Raw genomic sequence first — 16620 nt, forward strand, 5'->3', positions numbered from 1 at the left:
GAAGAGACCCCCTCAGATCTGGCCTCGGCGGCCGCAGCGGTCATGGTGCAGATGTTGGTCGTCATGACTCTTTTCCTTTCCTCGTACGAAACTTTATACCCCCAGAGGGTATATTGATCCGACAGTGGTGCCTCGACGAACAGTCCCGCGGCCACCCAAAACAGATCACGTCTATACTTGATTCATACCCTACAGGGGTATAACCTGCGGAACAAGCACAAATCGTGCAATGGGGTACGGATTGACCGTGAAGAGGTCGCCGCCCCGCCAACCGAGTGAGGAGCCAACACCGATGAGCACCAGCACCTACAACGTCGCCGGAATGACCTGTGGCGGCTGCGCCGGGAAGGTCACCGGCGAAGTGGAACTGATTCCCGGCGTCACCCGGATCGACGTCGATCTGGCCACGGGTGGCATCACGGTGACATCCGATGAGCCCGTTGCCGACGAGGCGGTCAAGGAGGCGGTCGAGAAGGCGGGTTACACCCTCACGAGCCGCTGACCCGTCCGCCACTGCGCCGGTCCGCATCCAGATCGGATGCGGACCGGGCGCGGCCCCCAAGCATCGGAGACCCCGCATGAAACTCTTCGCGATCCGCGACTACCGGCACTTGTTCGGGGCGCAGATCATCGCTCTCTTCGGCACCGGACTTGCGACCGTCGCACTCGGCCTGCTCGCCTACGACCTCGCCGGCCCTCGTGCCGGGGCCGTACTGGGCACGGCCTTGACGATCAAGATGGTGATGTATGTGGTCATCGCCCCGCTGGCCGGCGCCTATGCCGATCGATTGCCGCGGCGAGCCTTTCTCACCATCCTCGACTGCGTGCGGGCGGGGGTCGTGCTCGTCCTCCCGTTCGTCACCGAGGTCTGGCAGATCTATCTGCTCGTCGGCCTGCTCCAGGCGGCCTCGGCCGCATTCACGCCGACCTTCCAGGCCGTCATCCCCGACATCGTCACCGAGGAGGCGCAGTACACCAGGGCACTGTCGGCCTCACAGGTCGCCTCGACCATGGAAAGCCTGCTCAGCCCGGTGCTCGCGGCGGTCGCGCTGACGTTCATGACCTTCAACTGGCTGTTCCTCGGCACCTCGGTCGGCTTCCTCGTCTCGGCGGGGTTGGTGCTGTCCACCCGCATCCCGAACGCCACCGCAAGCGGTCAGACGCGCGTCTGGGACCGCATCTCAGCGGGCATCCGGACATTCCTCGCCACCCCGCGGCTGCGCGGCGTACTCGCCCTGAACATGGTGGTCGCCGCGGCAGGCTCGATCGTGGTGGTGAACACCGTCAACTACGTCCGCGACGTGCTCGGCGGCAGCCAGGCCGACGTCGCCTGGATGCTCGCCGCCTCCGGCAGCGGGACCCTGCTCGTCGCCCTCACCCTGCCCAGGGTGCTCGACCGGATCGCCGATCGCGGCGTGATGCTGACCGGCGCCGCCGTGCTCGTCCTCGGCGTCCTGGCGGCCCTCATGATGCCCCTGGCCGGCATCGCCAGTTGGATCGTCACCGCCCCGATCTGGGTGCTCATCGGCGCCGGCATGGCGCTGATCATCACCCCGACCGGGCGGGTCATCCGGGCCTCGGTCGGCACGTCGGCCCTGCCCGGCGCCTTCGCCGCCCAATTCTCCCTGTCCCATCTGGCCTGGCTGATCAGCTACCCGATCGCCGGCTGGATCGGCACCGCAGCAGGCCTGAGCTGGGCCTGGGGCATCCTCGGCATCCTGGCCCTTTCCGGCGCGATCGCCGCACCACTGCTGTGGCGCCCAGAATCTCCAGCAGTCGAAGCGATTCCGCCCGCCGGTGCCGAGGCTGAACCCGACGCTGCCGAGGGCACCCTGCTGGCGGGGCAGTGCGCCTGCACTCGCCCAGTGTGAGCCGGGTCGCCCGGATCAGGCCGCCGCGAATGCCTGCAGCAGGACTGCATTGATGAAGCCCGGGGCGTCGGCGGGCCGCAGCCGCCCGGCCGTCGACTCGGCCGCGGCGGCATTCATGGTCGCGTGCGTGACCGCGAGGAGCCAACCGACGGGCAGGTCGTCCCGGAACACTCCCTCCGCCTGCCCGCGCTCCAGCAGGCCCCGCATCCGCGCCTCGGCCTTCTGGTGCATCTCGCGGATCCGGCGACCGGGCACCTCCTTCTGGGCGGCCACCAACAGGCTGCTGACCTGGTCGAGCAGTGACCAGCTCGATTCGATCAACCGGGCCAGGGCCTCCGCCGGATCACCGTCCAGATCGACCCCCGACAGCACCGACTCGGCACGCTCCAGCCCATCCACCAGCGCGGCGTCGAGGAGTTCGGCCCGGCTCTTGAAGTGCCCATAGAGGGTCATCCGCCCGACCCCCGCCTCGACCGCGATATCGGCGATCGAGGCGTCCGGATTCTTGCGCAGGGCCAGCGGAGTGGCGGCCAGGATCGCCGCCCGGTTGCGCTGCGCATCGGCCCGCTGATTCGCCGCCCGCTCGACACCCTGCTTCCGCGTACCCCGCGGGGCGCGCTGCTTCTGCGTCACTGATCCACCTCCATCGCCAAACCTAGCCCAAAGAAGTTATCTCGTACGGGAATGCATGAGATAGCATCGTGGTTATAACTCGTACTTAGATGATTGACTTGTGATGGTGGGCGGTGGGCCCGCCATCCGAACCGAAAGAGAGAGATGATCATGACCGACACCCAAGAGCCGGTGGCCCGCACCGGCGCGAAACAGTGGTGGGGGCTGGCAGTGCTCGTGCTGCCCTCGACGCTGCTGTTCATGATGTTGACCATCCTGTTCCTGGCCGCGCCGAGCATGGCGGCCGATCTGAAACCCACCAGTACCCAACTGCTGTGGATTCTCGACATCTACGGCTTCGTGATGGCCGGCTTCCTCGTCGCGATGGGCGTCCTGGGCGACCGGGTCGGCAAGCGGCTGCTGATGGTCATCGGCGCAATCGGCTTCGGCATCCTCTCCGTCGTGGCAGCCCTGACCACCGACGCCGGCCTGATGATCGCCTGGCGGGCCCTGCTCGGGCTCACGGCGGCGATGATGGTCCCCTCGACGTTGGGCCTGATCTTCGTGATGTTCGCCGACGCGAAGGCGCGCGGTATCGCGATCGGGGTCTGGGCCGGCGGCATCTCCGCCGGCGTGGCGCTCGGCCCGCTGCTCAGCGGCGTACTGCTGGAGGGCTTCGGCTGGCAGGCGACCTTCCTGGTCGCGGTGCCGGTGATGGCGATCGTGGCCATCGGCGCGCCGCTGCTGCTGCCCGAGCACCGCGATCCGACCGCACGGATCGACCTGCTGAGCGCCCTGCTGCTGGTCAGCTCATTGCTCGCGATCATCTACGGCATCAAGCGATTCGCCACCCAGGAGCCCGCCGGCCCCTCGATCGGGCTGCTGGCGGCCGGGGCGCTGATCGGCCTGTGGTTCGTCATCCGGCAGCTCCGCGCCGAGCAACCCCTGCTCGACGTGCGACTGTTCGCCAACCGGACCGTGAGCGCCGCGCTCGTGGTGTTCATGTTCTCGGCGGCAGCGCTGGGCGGGATCTACTCGCTGTTCGCCCAGTACCTGCAGTCGGTGCAGGGCCTCTCGCCGCTGCAGGCGGGTCTGGCCATCCTGCCGGCGGCCGCCGTTCTGATCGTGGTCGCCACAATCGCACCGGTGCTCGCCCGGAGGTTCCGCCCGGGCAGTGTCATCGCGATCGGCCTCGCCACCCAGGTGATCGGCTACCTCCTGTTCACCCAGCTCGACGCAGGTACCGGTCTTGCTCTGGTGATCGCGAGCTTCGTTCTCACCTACCCCGGTGTCGCCCCGGCGATGGCGCTCACCACCGACCTGGTGGTCGGCTCGGTACCGCCGGAGCGGGCGGGCGGCGCCTCCGGGCTCGCCACCACGGCCAATGACCTGGGCATCTCCCTGGGCGTGGCGATCATCGGCAGTATCGGTGTCGTTGCCTACCGTTCGCAGATCACCCGCTTGCTGCCGGGTGGGCTCCCGGAGGAGGCACGGTCCGCCGCAACCGAAAGTGTCGATGGAGCGCTGGTCACCGCATCCCAGTTGCCGCCGGGTATCGGGGATGCTCTCGCCGTTGCCGCACGCGAGGCGTTCAGCAGCGGGCTGAACACCGCCGCGATCGTCTCGGCCGCGATCGCCGGTATCACAGCGATCATCGCGGCCACCCGGTTGCGCCACGTCCGACCCACCGGCAAGACGGACTAGCCGTGCGGATCCGAACCAAGCGACGCGGCTGCCCGTCGGTCGACGGGCAGCCGCCAGCCAACCCCTCAGGCGGCGACCTTCGCGCGGTCGTTCTCCGGGGTGTCCAGGCGCTCCTCCGCATTGCCGAAGGTGCTGGCGTCGTAGACCTTCTGGTCCAGCAGGCCGTTGCGCTTGGCGACGATCGTCGGTACCAGCGCCTGGCCGGCGACGTTGGTCGCGGTGCGCATCATGTCGATGATCGGGTCGATGGCGAGCAGCAGGCCGACGCCCTCCAGCGGCAGACCCAGGGTGCTCAGCGTCAGCGACAGCATCACCACCGAACCGGTCAGGCCGGCGGTGGCGGCCGAACCGATCACCGAGACCAGCGCGATCAGCAGGTACTGCTGGATGCCCAGCGGGATGCCGTAGAGCTGGGCGATGGTGATCGCGGCGATCGCCGGGTAGATCGCGGCGCAGCCGTCCATCTTGGTGGTCGAACCGATCGGCACGGCGAAGGAGGCGTACTCCTCGGCCACGCCCAGGTTCCGCGTCGTGACGCGCTGGGTGAGCGGGAGCGTACCCACCGAGGACCGGGAGACGAAACCGAACTGGATCGCCGGCCAGGCACCGGCGAAGAACTTGATCGGGTTCAGCCCGTGCAGCTTCGCCAGCAGCGGGTAGACCACGAACAGCACGATCGCGCAGCCGAGATAGATGTCGAGGGTGAAGATTCCCAAAGGGGCAAGGAGATCCCAGCCGTAGCTGGCGACGGCCTTGCCGATCAGCGCGGCAGTACCGATCGGGGCGAGTCGGATCACCCACCAGGTGAGCTTGGAGAAGATCTCCAGCACGCCTTCGGCGAACTTCAGCACCGGTTCGGCCTTGGGGCCGACGGCGAGGGCGGCGGCGCCGACGAAGATGCCGATCACCACGAGCTGCAGCACGTTGAACGACAGGCTGGAGGTGACCTGGATGGCCGCGCCGCTGCCGGCGGCCTTGCTGGAGACCTCCAGGCCGAAGACATTGCCCGGCACGATCGACTTCAGGAAGTCGAGCCAGCTGCCGGTGCTGCTCGGCGCCTTGCCGGCGGCGGTGTCCAGGGAGGCGTGCGCGCCGGGGTTGGTGAGCAGGCCGATCGCGATCCCGATGACGACCGCGATGGCCGAGGTGATCGCGAACCAGATCAGCGTCTGCACCGCGAGCTTGGCGGCGTTGGCCACCTGGCGCAGGTTCGCGATCGAGACGATGATCGCGGTCAGCACCAGCGGCACGACGACCACCTTGAGCAACTGCACGAAGATGGTGCCGACGGTGGTCAGGGTGGTGGTCAGCCAGTTGATGTCCCACTGGCGGGCCGCGAAACCGAGGATGATGCCGACGGCGAGACCGATGAAAGTCTGCGCCCAGAAGGGTACGCCGCGGCGCTTGGGCTTGGCCGGACTGGGTTCGGCCGCATGGGTGGTGGAAGAAGACATGGGTGTGCTCCGGGTCTGGGGTTGGTGAAAGCAGGTTAGGACATCGACCGCGGTCGACACACTGCGCTGGCGGTCCGCGCCAGGTCGACGTAGCGGCGGCACCACAGGCCGCAGACATGGTTGTGCACGATCAGGGCAACCCCGCCGGGGGCGGTTTCATTCCACCCGGTCGGGAGTTTTCTGCCCGCTGCGGATGCGGGCCTCCAACAGGGTCGGCAGGGTCTCCCCCGGCCGGCGGTTGAACGAGCGGATCAGTTCGCCGCGGGAGAATCCGCCGCGGGTGGCGAGCCGGGCCGTCTCGTCGGCCAGGAAGGTCTCCCAGGAGTTGCGTCTCCCCCACGGGAAGCAGCTCGCGGTCACCGCTCCGGGCTCCATGCCGAGCTCGGCGGCCTCGTCGATCCGGTCGGCGAGCCAGCGCAGTTGGGTGAGTTTCTCCTCGATCGCGGCGCGGGGATCCTCCCGGATCACCACCCCGGTGCGGTCGGCGATCGCCGGGTCGAGGGTGTGCACGTGGCCGTGACCCTCGACCAGCACGCGGACGTCGAGTGCCAGCAATCGTTCCAGGGTGGCGATCCAGACGCGGGAGTCGACCTCGGCGTTCGGTGAGGAGAAGTACGCCCCCATGAACGCGTCGCCGACCAGCGCGACCCTGTGCTCGGGGTCGAACAGCACGATGTGGTCGGCGCAGTGGCCGGGGGCGGGGTGGGCGTCGAGTCGGCGGCCGGCGCGCAGCGGTACGCCGGTGGTGGTGTCGTGGGTCGGGCCGGTGAGGCTGGGTGGTTGGCCGATCACCAGGGCGCGTTCCAGCGGGATCCGTTCGGCCGGGCGGAGCCTCGCGTCGGTGGCCGCTGCGGCGTACACAGGGAGGTGGTGGCGGTCGGCGGCCCATTCGAGGTTGCCGATGTGTTCCTCGTGGGCGTGGGTGGCGGCGATCGCGGTCAGGGTGCCGCCGCGGCCGGTATGGGCGTCGAGGTGTCGGGCCAGCGAGCGGCGCATCACCACCGATCCGGGATCCAGCATCGCGCCGTCGTACCAGATCGCGCAGAACCGTTCGCCGAACGCCAGCGGTACCAGGTCGCTGGCCCGCCCGCCGAGGAACCAGAGTTCGAGCAGATCGGGGATCACCACGATCCGCTTGCGGAAGGTGGCGGCGTGGTCGCGGATCCGCAGGGCCTGGTCGCGTACGCCGAGGGCGGCGATCAGCGGGAGCCGGGCGAGCAGGCCGAGGCTCCAGCAGCTCCAGAAGGCGCCGGAGTCGGCGCGCCGGCGGACGTCGGTGACGTCGGCGACGTGGCAGCTGCCGCCGCGGCAGGTGGACAGCGCGAGCCGGTTCGCCGCGACCCAGCGGTAGCCGCGGTCGGCGGCCCGGTGCAGCGGGCGGATCCGGTCGAGCGCGGTCAGCGGCGCGAAGGCCGGCAGCGCCCGGGCGACCGCGGCCACGGCCTCCCAGCCGGCCCGGACGGTGCCGGCCTCGTCGATGACGTGCAGTTGGGTGAGGCACTCGGTTTCGGTGAGCCCGTACGCCGCCGGGTCGGCGTCCTCGATGGCAACGGGTCGCACCCGGTGGTGGGTGTCGGTGGCGGCGATCCAGGAGACGCCGGCCTGGCAGATCTCGCACTGGCCGTCGTAGAGCACCGTCAGCATCACGCCATCATCACATCAGGCGGTGCCGAACGCGTTGCCGTCCAGCGCGATCGGCGGTACAGCGGCGTCGCCCTCGTCGCGCCGGCGCCGGTGGTAGTCCTCCCAGACCAGCCATTTCTCGCTCATCGACGCCTCGATATCGACGCCCATCCGGCGCGCGGTGAGCAGCGCCATCGCGACGACATCGGCGCACTCGGCGGCGAGGGTGGCCTGAGCCTGCGCCGGTGACTGGTTACGGTCGCGGCCCTGGCCGGAGGCGACCAGCCAGGCCTGACTTAGCTCCCCCAGTTCCTCGGTGAGCTTCAGCAGCATCCACTCCGGGCTGCGGTCGATGCCGTACACCTCGGCGTACCCGTCGGAGATCAGTTCCAGCCGATCGATCCACTCGGACATTTCCATGGGTGGCAGCCTTTCACGGTCTCACCGCTTGGCCGCTGCCGAACCGGTGCCGAACGTCAGCGTTCGGTGGCGGCCAACTGGCCGCAGGCGCCGTCGATCTCCTGACCGCGGGTGTCGCGGACGGTGACCGGTACCCCGCCGGCCTCGAGCCGGCGTACGAACTCCTTCTCATCGGAACGACGCGACGCCGTCCACTTCGATCCGGGAGTCGGGTTGAGCGGGATCAGGTTGACGTGCACCCAGCCCTTGCCGCGCTTGCGCAGCACCTTGGCGAGCAGGTCGGCGCGGTGCGCCTGGTCGTTGATGTCGCGGATCAGGGCGTACTCGATGGAGACCCGGCGACCGGTCTCGCGGGCATAGAAGTACGCCGCGTCGACGACCTCGTCGACCGGCCAGCGGTTGTTCACCGGTACCAGCTCATCGCGCAGTTCGTCGTCGGGGGCGTGCAGGCTGAGCGCCAGGGTGACCGGCAGGCCCTCGGTGGCCAGCTGGCGGATCCGCGGCACCAGCCCGACGGTCGAGACCGTCACGCCGCGCGCGGAGATGCCGAGCCCGTGCGGCTCCGGGGTGGTCAGCGAACGGACGGCGCCGATCACCGCCTTGTAGTTCGCCAGCGGCTCCCCCATGCCCATGAAGACCACGTTGTTGATCCGGCCGACCCCGCCCGGTACCTCGCCGTTGCGCAGCATCCGGGCCCCGTCGGCGACCTGGGAGACGATCTCGGCGGTGGACAGATTGCGCTGCAGCCCGCCCTGTCCGGTGGCGCAGAACGGGCAGGCCATCCCGCAGCCGGCCTGGGAGGAGATGCAGATGGTGGATCGCATGCCCTTTCCCTTCGACTCCGGGGATTCGTCGTCGGCGAGGTCGTCGGCACTGCGTACGCCCCGGGCGTACCGCATCAGCACCGACTCGACCAGGGAGCCGTCGTGCAGCCGCCACAGCGTCTTCAGCGTGGTGCCGTCGTCGCAGGCCTGCCGCTTCAGCGGGTTCAGCAGGGTTGGGAAGTACGCCTCGGCGACCGCCTCGCGCTGGTCGGCGGGCAGGTCGGTCCAGGTGGTCGGATCGGTCTCCAGCCGCTCGAACCAGTGCCGCGACAGCTGGTCGGCGCGGAACGCCGGCAGCCCGGCCTCGCTCAGCGCGGGCCGGCGTTCGGCGACGGCCAGATCGGCCCAGTGCTTCGGCGGCTTGCCGCGGCGCGGCGCGTCGAAGACGAGCTTGAGCGGCTCACCGACACTCATCGGACCCCCGGGATCAGTAGGAACATCAACAACCAGGCTGCGGGCGCGGCCACCAGCAATGAGTCGAGCCGGTCCATCACCCCGCCGTGGCCGGGCAGGATCGAGGACATGTCCTTGATCCCGATATCGCGTTTGATCAGCGACTCGATCAGGTCGCCGCAGGCGCCGACCACGACCAGCACCACTCCGAGGATAACCCCCACCCACCAAGCGGCCTTCAGCACGAGCGTGGTCATCAGCACCGCGGCCACGATGCCGAACAGCAGCGATCCGGCGAAACCCTCCCAGGTCTTCTTCGGGCTGATCCGCGGCGCCATCTTGTGCCGCCCGAACAGCACCCCGAGCACATAGCCGCCGATGTCCCCGAAGGCGACCACCACGATGAAGGTGATCACCCGCGCGCGGCCCAGCTGGTCACCCAGCATCAGCCCGACGAAGGCGCCCTGCAGCGGGATGTAACCGATGATCAGCATGCTGGCCGCGACATCGCGGACATAACCGTGCTCGCCGGCGAACATCCGCCAGACCATGCAGACCAGCGCGGTGATCCCGATCATCGCCAGCATCAGCGTGTTGGTCGGTATCTCCAGCGGGCTCTGGCTGCTGGCGAAATAGGAACCGGTGACGATGCTGACCGTGCCGACGAGGATCGGCAGGATCGCCGAGTGCATGTCCAGCCGCTTCAGCGCCTGATGGACCTCCAGTGCGCCGAGCGCGAGGAAGGCGGCCACCAGCAGCACGAAGCCGGGCGGCCACCATCCGAGTGTGACTACCAGGGCGGCGCCGAGCACCACCCCCACCCCGATGGCCGCGGGAAGGTTGCGCCCGGCCCGGCCATGGTTGCGCGGGGCCCCACTCGCATCCGGAGTGGAGGCCTGTGGCTCGCGCGCACCAGGCTCGGACGTGGTCATCACACCTCGAGCAGCTCGGCTTCCTTGTTCTTCAGCACCTCGTCGATCTGGTCGGTACGGGTCTTGGTCGCCGACTCCAGCTGCTTCTCGGCGCGGGTCACCTCGTCCTCGCCGACTTCCTTGTCCTTGACCAGCTTGTCCATCCCGTCCTTGGCGGTACGCCGGGCGTTGCGGACCGAGACGCGGGCCTCCTCGGCCTTGTTCTTGACCAGCTTGATGTACTCCTTGCGCCGGTCCTCGGTGAGCTGCGGCAGGGCGACGCGGATGTTCTGGCCGTCGCTGGCCGGGTTCACGCCGAGATCGGAGTCGCGGATCGCCTTCTCGATGGCGTTCTGGGTGGACTTGTCGAACGGGCTGACCAGCACCATCCGCGCGTCCACCACCTGGATGGTGGCGAGCTGCTGGATCGGCATCGGCTGCCCGTACGCCTCGGCCATGATCTTGTTGAACATGGCGGGATGGGCGCGGCCGGTACGGATCGCTGCGAACTCCTCCTTGGCGTGCTCGACCGCAGCGTCCATCTTCTGCTCGGCCTCACGCATGATGTCAGCGATCACGGCGACCGCTCCTTCCTGGTTGCTGGACTGAAAATCTCGGGCGGCACCGGTGCTCAGGCGTGCACCGTGGTACCGATCTTCTCACCACTGACGGCTCGTGCGATGTTGCCCTCGGTATCGAGGTTGAAGAAAATCATCGGCAGCGCGTAATCACGGGCCATCGAGATCGCGGTGGCGTCGGCGACCTTGAGGTCGCGGGCCAGGAACTCGTCATAGCTGAGGTCGCTGAACATCTGCGCCTGCGGGTTGGTCCGCGGGTCGGCGTCGTACACCCCGTCGGTGCCCTGCTTGCCCATCAGCAGAATCTCGGCACCGATCTCCAGGGCCCGCTGGGCCGAGACCGTGTCGGTGGAGAAGTAGGGCATCCCCGACCCGGCGCCGAAGATCACCAGCCGGCCCTTCTCCAGGTGCCGCTCGGCCTTGCGCGGGATGTAGGGCTCGGCGACCTGGCCCATGGTGATCGCGGTCTGCACGCGGGTGTCGATCCCGGCCTTCTCGCAGAAGTCCTGCAGGGCAAGGCAGTTCATCACGGTACCGAGCATGCCCATGTAGTCCGCGCGGTCGCGGTCCATGCCGCGCTGCTGCAGTTCGGCGCCGCGGAAGAAGTTGCCCCCGCCGACGACGACTGCGACCTGTACGCCGCTGCGTACCACGTCGGCCACCTGGTTGGCGATCGAGGCCACCACATCGGGATCCACCCCGACACTGCCCCCTCCGAAGGCCTCACCGGACAGCTTCAGCAGCACGCGCTTGTACGCCATGGGTTCTCCCTCGCCTGTGGACACTGCCCGCCAGTATCGCGTACCCGGTTCGCGCGACCCAAACCGACGCGTCAGCCGCCGGTGAGCAGTTTGAACGCCACCGCGAGCACGACCGCGTTGTAGAAGAAGCCGAGCACGGTTTGCACCAGCACCTGCCAGCGGATCCGCCGGTCGGTGATGTTCACATCGGAGGTGGCGAAGCTGGTGCCCAGGGTGAAGGAGAAGTAGTAGAAGTCGATCAGGTGCGGATTCTCGGTCTCGGGGAACTCGAGCCCGCGCCGCCCCAGCCGGGCGTACCACCACGCGTAGCGCAGCGCATAGGTGGCGTGCAGGATCAGCTAGGCCAGGATCATCGTCAGCGGGCCGATCACCTTGGCGGCGAGCGCCGCATCGGGGTTGCTGCTCTCCTCGTTGAGCACCACGGTGATCGCGGCGACCATGCCGGTGAGGCTGGTCAGCAGCGGGATCACCGCCCAGAGGAAACCGGTGAGCCGGAAGTTCGCCCGGTTCGCATCGGGGAGGTCGTCCACCTCGCGGTCCCGGGAACGCCGGAGCTGGATGGCACCGAGGATCAGCATCACCAGGGCGACCAGGTTCCAGGCCAGCAGGGCGAACAGCACGTCGTTGTCCGAGGCCGTGATCACCAGCACGGCCAGGACCACCAGCAGCAGTTCCGCCAGCCACGTCGCCCAGCGCCAGACCCGATTCACCCCGTGAGCGTATCGCCCCACGCAAGCGTCTTGCGCCCTTTAAATTAACTAGTTAATGTAGTGGCCATGGATCTCTCCTTCGAACTGCACGATCTGGTGCTGACGATGGATCGGCAGGCCGGTGATCTCCTCGCCCCGCTCGGGGTGAGCCTGCGCCAGCACATCGCGCTGACCATCATCGGCCAGCACCCCGGGCTGGCCGGCCGGGAGCTGGCCGGCGGGCTGCGGGTCAGCGCCCCGGCCACCACCGGGATCGTCCGTGGATTGCTGGCCGCCGGCTGGGTCGTGGACGCGGCCGAGCCCGGTTCGGGCAACCGTCAGCAGCTGCGGCTCTCCGACAGCGGAACCGCACTGCTGGGGCGTACCACCGCCGCATTGGGATCGGGCTTCGACGAGCTGGTACGCCGCAGCGGTCACGACCCCGAGGCCCTGGCCCGCGCCCTGCGCGACATCCACGAGCTGATGCTCTCCCCCGAACCGACCTCTGACGACAACCAGAACGGACACTGATATGCCCCTCGCCATTCCCGCCCTCGCCTTCGGCGGGGCCGCCGCCCTCATCGTCGGCCGCCTCGGCGTCTTCGTCGCGCTGCACCGCACCTCCGACCGGCACCCGGTCCGCGAGGCCGTCAGCGATTACGGCGTCGGGCCGAGCCGGCGGCTGTTCAGCGTGATGGGCGGGCTGCAGGCCGCCGCCTGGCTGGCGCTGGCGCTCGGCACCTGGTTCGCCTTCCCCGACTGGAGTTATCGCGGTACTGCGGCGCTGATGCTGGTCGCCCTCGGCGTACTCGGCGCCGCCCTGCTGTTCGTCCCCACCGACCTGGAGGGGGAGAAGCTGACCCGCCGCGGGCTGCTGCACTACCTGATCGCGATCCTCGGCTTCGGGCTCAGCTACAGCCTGACCGGCGACATCTCCCGGATGATGACCACCGGCGGCGGGCTGCTGGTCGGGCTGCACTGGGTCGCGCTGATCTCGCTGATCCTGCTCTGCGTCTGCCTGGTACCGCGGCTGCGGCGCTGGTTCGGGCTGTTCGAGCGGATCTTCCTGCTCGCGATCGCGCTGTTCTACCTGACCTTCGCCGTCGCCGCGGTCCTCGGCTGAGGGTCAGGGCGTGGGCTGGCCGCCGTTGACGTTCAGCGTCTCGCCGACCACGAAACTGGACTCCGGCGAGGCCAGGAAGACGTACGCCGGCGCGAGCTCGGTCGGCTGACCGGCCCGGCCCAGCGGCGTCGACTGGCCGAACTCCGGCAGGTCCTCGGGCAGCTGCCCGCCCGAGGGCTGCAGCGGGGTCCACACCGGCCCCGGGGCGACGGCGTTCACCCGGATGCCCGCCGGTGCCAGCTGCTGCGCCAGGCCCTTGGTGAAGTTGTTGATCGCCGCCTTGGTCGAGGCGTAGTCGATCAGCGTCGGCGAGGGCTTGTACGCCTGGATCGAGGTCGAGTTGATGATCGTCGAGCCGGGCTCCAGATGCGGCAGCGCCTGCCGGACCAGCCGGAACATCGCCAGGATGTTCACGTCGTAGGTCGCCTCGAGCTGCTCGTCGTCGATCTCGTCGAACTCCTTGGCAGCCACCTGCTTGCCGCCGTTGTTGACCAGGATGTCCAGGCCGCCGAGCTCGCGTACCGCCTCGTCGACGAGCTTCTTGGCGAAGTGACGGTCCCGCAGATCGCCGGGTACCAGGGCGACCACGCCGCCATCCTCGCGGATCACCTTCGCGATGTTCTGCGCATCCTCCTCTTCCTGGGGCAGGTAGTTGATGCAGACATCGGCACCCTCCCGGGAGAAGGCGATCGCGGTCGCGGCGCCGATCCCGGAGTCACCACCGGTGATCAGCGCACGCCGGCCCTTCAACCGGCCGGTCCCGCGATAGGACTTCTCCCCCAGGTCGGCCTGCGGGGTCATCTCGGCATCCAGCCCGGTCCCGGACTGCTTCTCCGCGGGCGGGGAGATCTGCTCGTAGCGGGTGACGGGGTTCTGCAGGGTGAGCTGGTCGGTCTGCTGCTCGTTCTGGCCGTCGGCCATCGTCGACTCCTTCTCGCTTCTCGGGGGATTCACTCTGTGTGTTCCCCGAGATCAGGGGTCGTTAAACGGCCGTCGGGCGGCGAATTCCGTGGGCGCGGAGCGGGGTCACCAACGACCGGTGGTCAGTACGCCGGTGCGGAAGTTGTAGCGCATCCAGCCGCCCTCGAATCGCTGGGTGACCTGGTCGGATGTCTCGTTGATCTCATCGGTCATCGGATAGCCGAAGTACCCGTTCTCCCAGCCGTTGGCCGACCAGGTGTCGCGGAACAGTCCGTGCACCGCGAACATCGCGGCCGTGGGGGCCGCCTGGTAGAGCGAACCGGTCTGGAAGTGCTGACCGCATCCACCTCCGCGTAACCCGCAGAACCGGTCGGAGACCGGGAAGCCCAGCACGCCGTTCTCATAGCCGAACTCACCGTAGCGGCGCAGGAATTCATCGCGGACCACGTAGGTACCGGCGTTCGGCACGGCGTACATGGTGCCACCCTCGAAGCGCTGCACCAGCCCACCGTCGCGGACCGGGAACTGGTTGCTCGTCGGCCGGGCGAGGAAGCCGGTGTAGCCGTCGAGGGCGTGGTACCTGGTCCACATCCGGTCGCGGATCAGGTAGGTCTCGTACTTGTTGCCGCTGTCGAACGCGCCATTGGTGAACTCGGCGATGCACGTCGCGCTGCGCACGTAGTCACCGAGCCAGTCCTTGTTGGCGTCGTAGGTGTCCTCCATCGTGGGCCAGTAGCAGGTGAACGGCGGGTAAGCCGGTGTCGGCGTGCCCCTGGGGGCCGTCGCGGGTGTGGTTGTGGACATGGTTGTCGGTGTGGGGGTGGGTGCGGCCTGCGCACTGCTCGCCCAACCACTGAGGATCAGCAGGCTGGCGAGCGTGGCAAGACCGGTCCCCCGAGCGATCTTGTTCATGAGACGACTCTCACCCCGCGGTGCGGAGCGAGTCAAGGGTTCGATCAGTTCGCGGTGCGGGCGGCGCAGGTGATGCACCGCGTCGTGGTCGGCAGGGCCTCCAGCCGCTCATCGGCGATCGGCTCACCGCAAGCGGTACAGACCCCGTAGGTGCCCTCGTCCAGCCGCTCCAGCGCGGCATCGATCCGCTCCAACTGGTCCCGGGCGCCGCGGCGCAGGGCGTCGGCCATCGCCCGGTCGACGGCGATGGTCTGCCCCTCGGTGTCGTGTTCGTCGTCGGCATTGCTGTCCCGCAGCGCGGCGACCACGTCGTCGAAGGCGTCGTCCAGGGCCCCGGCCCGCTCCAGCACCTCACGCTGGGCGGCCACCAGCAACCGCTTCGCCCGCTCCTGCTCCATCCGGTGAGCCTAGACGGCCGCCCTGACGAAGGACTCGAACTCGGTGACGATCGGGGTGGGTTGCGGGTCGAGCATCTCGATCTGGGTGAACAGGATGCTGACCTGCCCGGTACGCGGGTTGACCCGGGCAGTGGTGCCGGTGCCACCGTCCCAGCCGTAGGACCCGTCGGCGCGGGTGGAACCGCCGTAACCCCAGCCCTGGCCGCCCGCGAGGAAGAGGCCGGCGGAGGCCCGCTGGGCGTCGGTGAGCTGATCGGTCATCATCGCGGCGACCAGCTCGCGCGGCAGCAGTTGCTCGTTCTCGTGGGCGCCGCCGCAGAGCAGCATCGTGCCGAAGCGCAGCCAGTCATCGGCGGTGCAGACCAGCCCGCCGGCGCCGTTCGGGAAGGCCGGTGGCGCCGCCCAGGCGCCGCCGACGGGGTCACTGACGGTTAAGCGGGTCGGATCGTCGGTGGGTGCGTACCGGGTCGCGAACCGGTGCCGCTGATCCGCCGGCACCCACCAGCGCGCATCGGCCATGCCGAGGGGTTCGAACACCCGCTCGGTGAGGAACCCGGCGAGTCCCTGGCCGCTGGCCCGGCCGACGAGCAGCCCGAGCAGGGCGCTGCCGGTGTTGTAGCTGTAGCCCTCCCCCGGCTGGTGCAGCAGCGGGATCCGGCCGGCGGCGGCCAGCCAGGCGTCCGGTTCGGCGCCGGGTGGCAGCGGCGAACCCTCGCTCAGGTCGCTGACCAGCCGGTCCATCACCGGACCGGTGAAGTCGCCGGGGAAGCCGAGCCCGTTGCGCAGGGTGAGCAGGTCCTCGACGGTGATCTGCCGGGTCGCGGGCACCGTGTCCTCGATCGGCCCGTGCGGATCGCGGAGGACGCGCGGGTCGGTGAGTTCGGGCAGCCAGCGGGTGACCGGGTCGTCGATCGCCATGGTGCCGTCGGCGACAAGCAGCAGTGCGGCGAAGGCGGTGATCGGCTTGGTCACCGAGGCGATCGCGAACAGCGTGTCCGGCGCCATCGGCGTACCCGTGTCCAGGTCTTGTACGCCGACCGCGACGGTCTCGGTACCACCGGGGTGACGATGGACCGCCACCGCCCCGGGCAGGGTTCCGGCATCGACGTGTCGCTGCAGCAGCTCGCTCAGTTCGCTCATGGGACCAGCCTGCTCGGCGCGGGCGGGGTTCCACTTCTCCGATCCTGCGGAGTGCCGAACGCTCATCGAGTAGTTCGGCATGCGCAGCGAAGCGGAGCAATGCCGAACGACGGTCCTATAGATCGTCAAGTGGTCATGAGGTCGGTTTTGAGGTTTCGATAGATGGTGCGGGCGAGGTGGCGTTTGAGGCATCGGATGGTTTCGGCGCGGGTCTTGTGTTCGCTGGTGCGTCGGTGGAAGTAGGCCTGGGTGTCGGGGTCGCGGCGCAGCCGGCCGATGATGACCA

General features: G+C 68.8%; 19 protein-coding genes. 5 read left to right on the forward strand and 14 right to left on the reverse strand.

Going from position 1 to position 16620, the window contains the following annotated elements; genetic code table 11:
• Nucleotides 1–292: 292 nt before the first annotated feature.
• Together BI335_RS10580 and BI335_RS10585 are read left to right on the forward strand one after the other, a co-directional pair.
• The gene (locus BI335_RS10580) at nucleotides 293–502 is read left to right on the forward strand and encodes a heavy-metal-associated domain-containing protein (protein ID WP_094430864.1); all 210 of its coding nucleotides are present in this window, start codon (nucleotides 293–295) and stop codon (nucleotides 500–502) included.
• 76 nt (nucleotides 503–578) lie between these two features.
• Entirely contained in the window at nucleotides 579–1871 is a 1293-nt protein-coding gene (locus BI335_RS10585; RefSeq protein WP_094430866.1) for an MFS transporter, read from the forward strand.
• A 15-nt stretch (nucleotides 1872–1886) separates the two neighbouring features.
• Here BI335_RS10585 and BI335_RS10590 read toward each other — a convergent pair whose 3' ends face one another.
• A complete protein-coding gene (locus tag BI335_RS10590) occupies nucleotides 1887–2504 on the reverse strand; it encodes a TetR/AcrR family transcriptional regulator (RefSeq protein ID WP_094430868.1) in 618 nt (205 codons plus the stop codon).
• A gap of 150 nt (nucleotides 2505–2654) precedes the next feature.
• Between BI335_RS10590 and BI335_RS10595 the strand changes: the two genes are divergently transcribed.
• Complete coding sequence (locus BI335_RS10595) at nucleotides 2655–4187, forward strand: MFS transporter (RefSeq protein WP_094430909.1); 1533 nt, start codon at nucleotides 2655–2657, stop codon at nucleotides 4185–4187.
• A gap of 65 nt (nucleotides 4188–4252) precedes the next feature.
• Here BI335_RS10595 and BI335_RS10600 read toward each other — a convergent pair whose 3' ends face one another.
• The 9 genes from BI335_RS10600 to BI335_RS10640 all read right to left on the reverse strand — a co-directional run bounded on the left by BI335_RS10600 (nucleotide 4253) and on the right by BI335_RS10640 (nucleotide 11861).
• Nucleotides 4253–5641, reverse strand: a complete 1389-nt coding sequence (locus BI335_RS10600; protein WP_094430870.1) for a dicarboxylate/amino acid:cation symporter — start codon at nucleotides 5639–5641, stop codon at nucleotides 4253–4255.
• Between the two features lie 156 nt (nucleotides 5642–5797).
• Nucleotides 5798–7285 (reverse strand): DCC1-like thiol-disulfide oxidoreductase family protein, encoded by a 1488-nt coding sequence (locus BI335_RS10605; RefSeq protein ID WP_094430872.1) that lies wholly within the window; start codon nucleotides 7283–7285, stop codon nucleotides 5798–5800.
• 15 nt (nucleotides 7286–7300) lie between these two features.
• Nucleotides 7301–7684, reverse strand: coding sequence for a nucleoside triphosphate pyrophosphohydrolase family protein (locus BI335_RS10610; protein WP_229119544.1), 384 nt, complete (start codon nucleotides 7682–7684; stop codon nucleotides 7301–7303).
• A gap of 56 nt (nucleotides 7685–7740) precedes the next feature.
• Nucleotides 7741–8922 carry a dual-specificity RNA methyltransferase RlmN gene (gene rlmN, locus BI335_RS10615; RefSeq protein WP_094430874.1) on the reverse strand — a complete coding sequence of 394 codons (1182 nt, stop codon included), beginning with the start codon at nucleotides 8920–8922 and terminating at the stop codon, nucleotides 7741–7743.
• Nucleotides 8919–9833 carry a phosphatidate cytidylyltransferase gene (locus BI335_RS10620; RefSeq protein ID WP_094430876.1) on the reverse strand — a complete coding sequence of 305 codons (915 nt, stop codon included), beginning with the start codon at nucleotides 9831–9833 and terminating at the stop codon, nucleotides 8919–8921. Before BI335_RS10620 ends, rlmN begins: the two co-directional genes overlap by 4 nt.
• Entirely contained in the window at nucleotides 9833–10387 is a 555-nt protein-coding gene (gene frr, locus BI335_RS10625; protein WP_172421843.1) for a ribosome recycling factor, read from the reverse strand. The genes BI335_RS10620 and frr overlap by 1 nt, the downstream gene beginning before the upstream one ends.
• 56 nt (nucleotides 10388–10443) lie before the next feature.
• Complete coding sequence (gene pyrH, locus BI335_RS10630) at nucleotides 10444–11151, reverse strand: UMP kinase (protein WP_094430880.1); 708 nt, start codon at nucleotides 11149–11151, stop codon at nucleotides 10444–10446.
• A gap of 71 nt (nucleotides 11152–11222) precedes the next feature.
• Nucleotides 11223–11489: a DUF1345 domain-containing protein gene (locus tag BI335_RS10635; RefSeq protein ID WP_094430882.1), complete on the reverse strand. Its 267-nt coding sequence runs from the start codon at nucleotides 11487–11489 to the stop codon at nucleotides 11223–11225.
• Entirely contained in the window at nucleotides 11490–11861 is a 372-nt protein-coding gene (locus BI335_RS10640; protein WP_094430884.1) for a hypothetical protein, read from the reverse strand.
• A gap of 66 nt (nucleotides 11862–11927) precedes the next feature.
• Here BI335_RS10640 and BI335_RS10645 point away from each other — a divergent pair, with 66 nt between their 5' ends.
• On the forward strand, nucleotides 11928–12371 hold the full coding sequence (locus BI335_RS10645; protein ID WP_094430886.1) for a MarR family winged helix-turn-helix transcriptional regulator: 444 nt from the start codon (nucleotides 11928–11930) through the stop codon (nucleotides 12369–12371).
• 1 nt (nucleotide 12372) lies between these two features.
• Entirely contained in the window at nucleotides 12373–12963 is a 591-nt protein-coding gene (locus BI335_RS10650; RefSeq protein ID WP_094430888.1) for a DUF998 domain-containing protein, read from the forward strand.
• A gap of 3 nt (nucleotides 12964–12966) precedes the next feature.
• On the opposite strand, the gene BI335_RS10655 is transcribed toward BI335_RS10650, so the two are convergent.
• From BI335_RS10655 to BI335_RS10670, 4 genes are all read right to left on the reverse strand, one after another.
• Entirely contained in the window at nucleotides 12967–13884 is a 918-nt protein-coding gene (locus tag BI335_RS10655) for an SDR family oxidoreductase (RefSeq protein ID WP_094430890.1), read from the reverse strand.
• 105 nt (nucleotides 13885–13989) lie between these two features.
• Nucleotides 13990–14796, reverse strand: a complete 807-nt coding sequence (locus tag BI335_RS10660; RefSeq protein ID WP_144009110.1) for an LGFP repeat-containing protein — start codon at nucleotides 14794–14796, stop codon at nucleotides 13990–13992.
• Nucleotides 14797–14840: 44 nt separating this feature from the next.
• Nucleotides 14841–15194 (reverse strand): TraR/DksA family transcriptional regulator, encoded by a 354-nt coding sequence (locus BI335_RS10665; protein WP_094430894.1) that lies wholly within the window; start codon nucleotides 15192–15194, stop codon nucleotides 14841–14843.
• Between the two features lie 9 nt (nucleotides 15195–15203).
• Nucleotides 15204–16334: a serine hydrolase domain-containing protein gene (locus BI335_RS10670; RefSeq protein ID WP_094430896.1), complete on the reverse strand. Its 1131-nt coding sequence runs from the start codon at nucleotides 16332–16334 to the stop codon at nucleotides 15204–15206.
• Between the last annotated feature and the right edge of the window lie 286 nt (nucleotides 16335–16620).

Source organism: Enemella evansiae (genome assembly GCF_002250705.1).
In the GTDB taxonomy this organism is placed as follows: Bacteria; Actinomycetota; Actinomycetes; order Propionibacteriales; family Propionibacteriaceae; genus Enemella; species Enemella evansiae.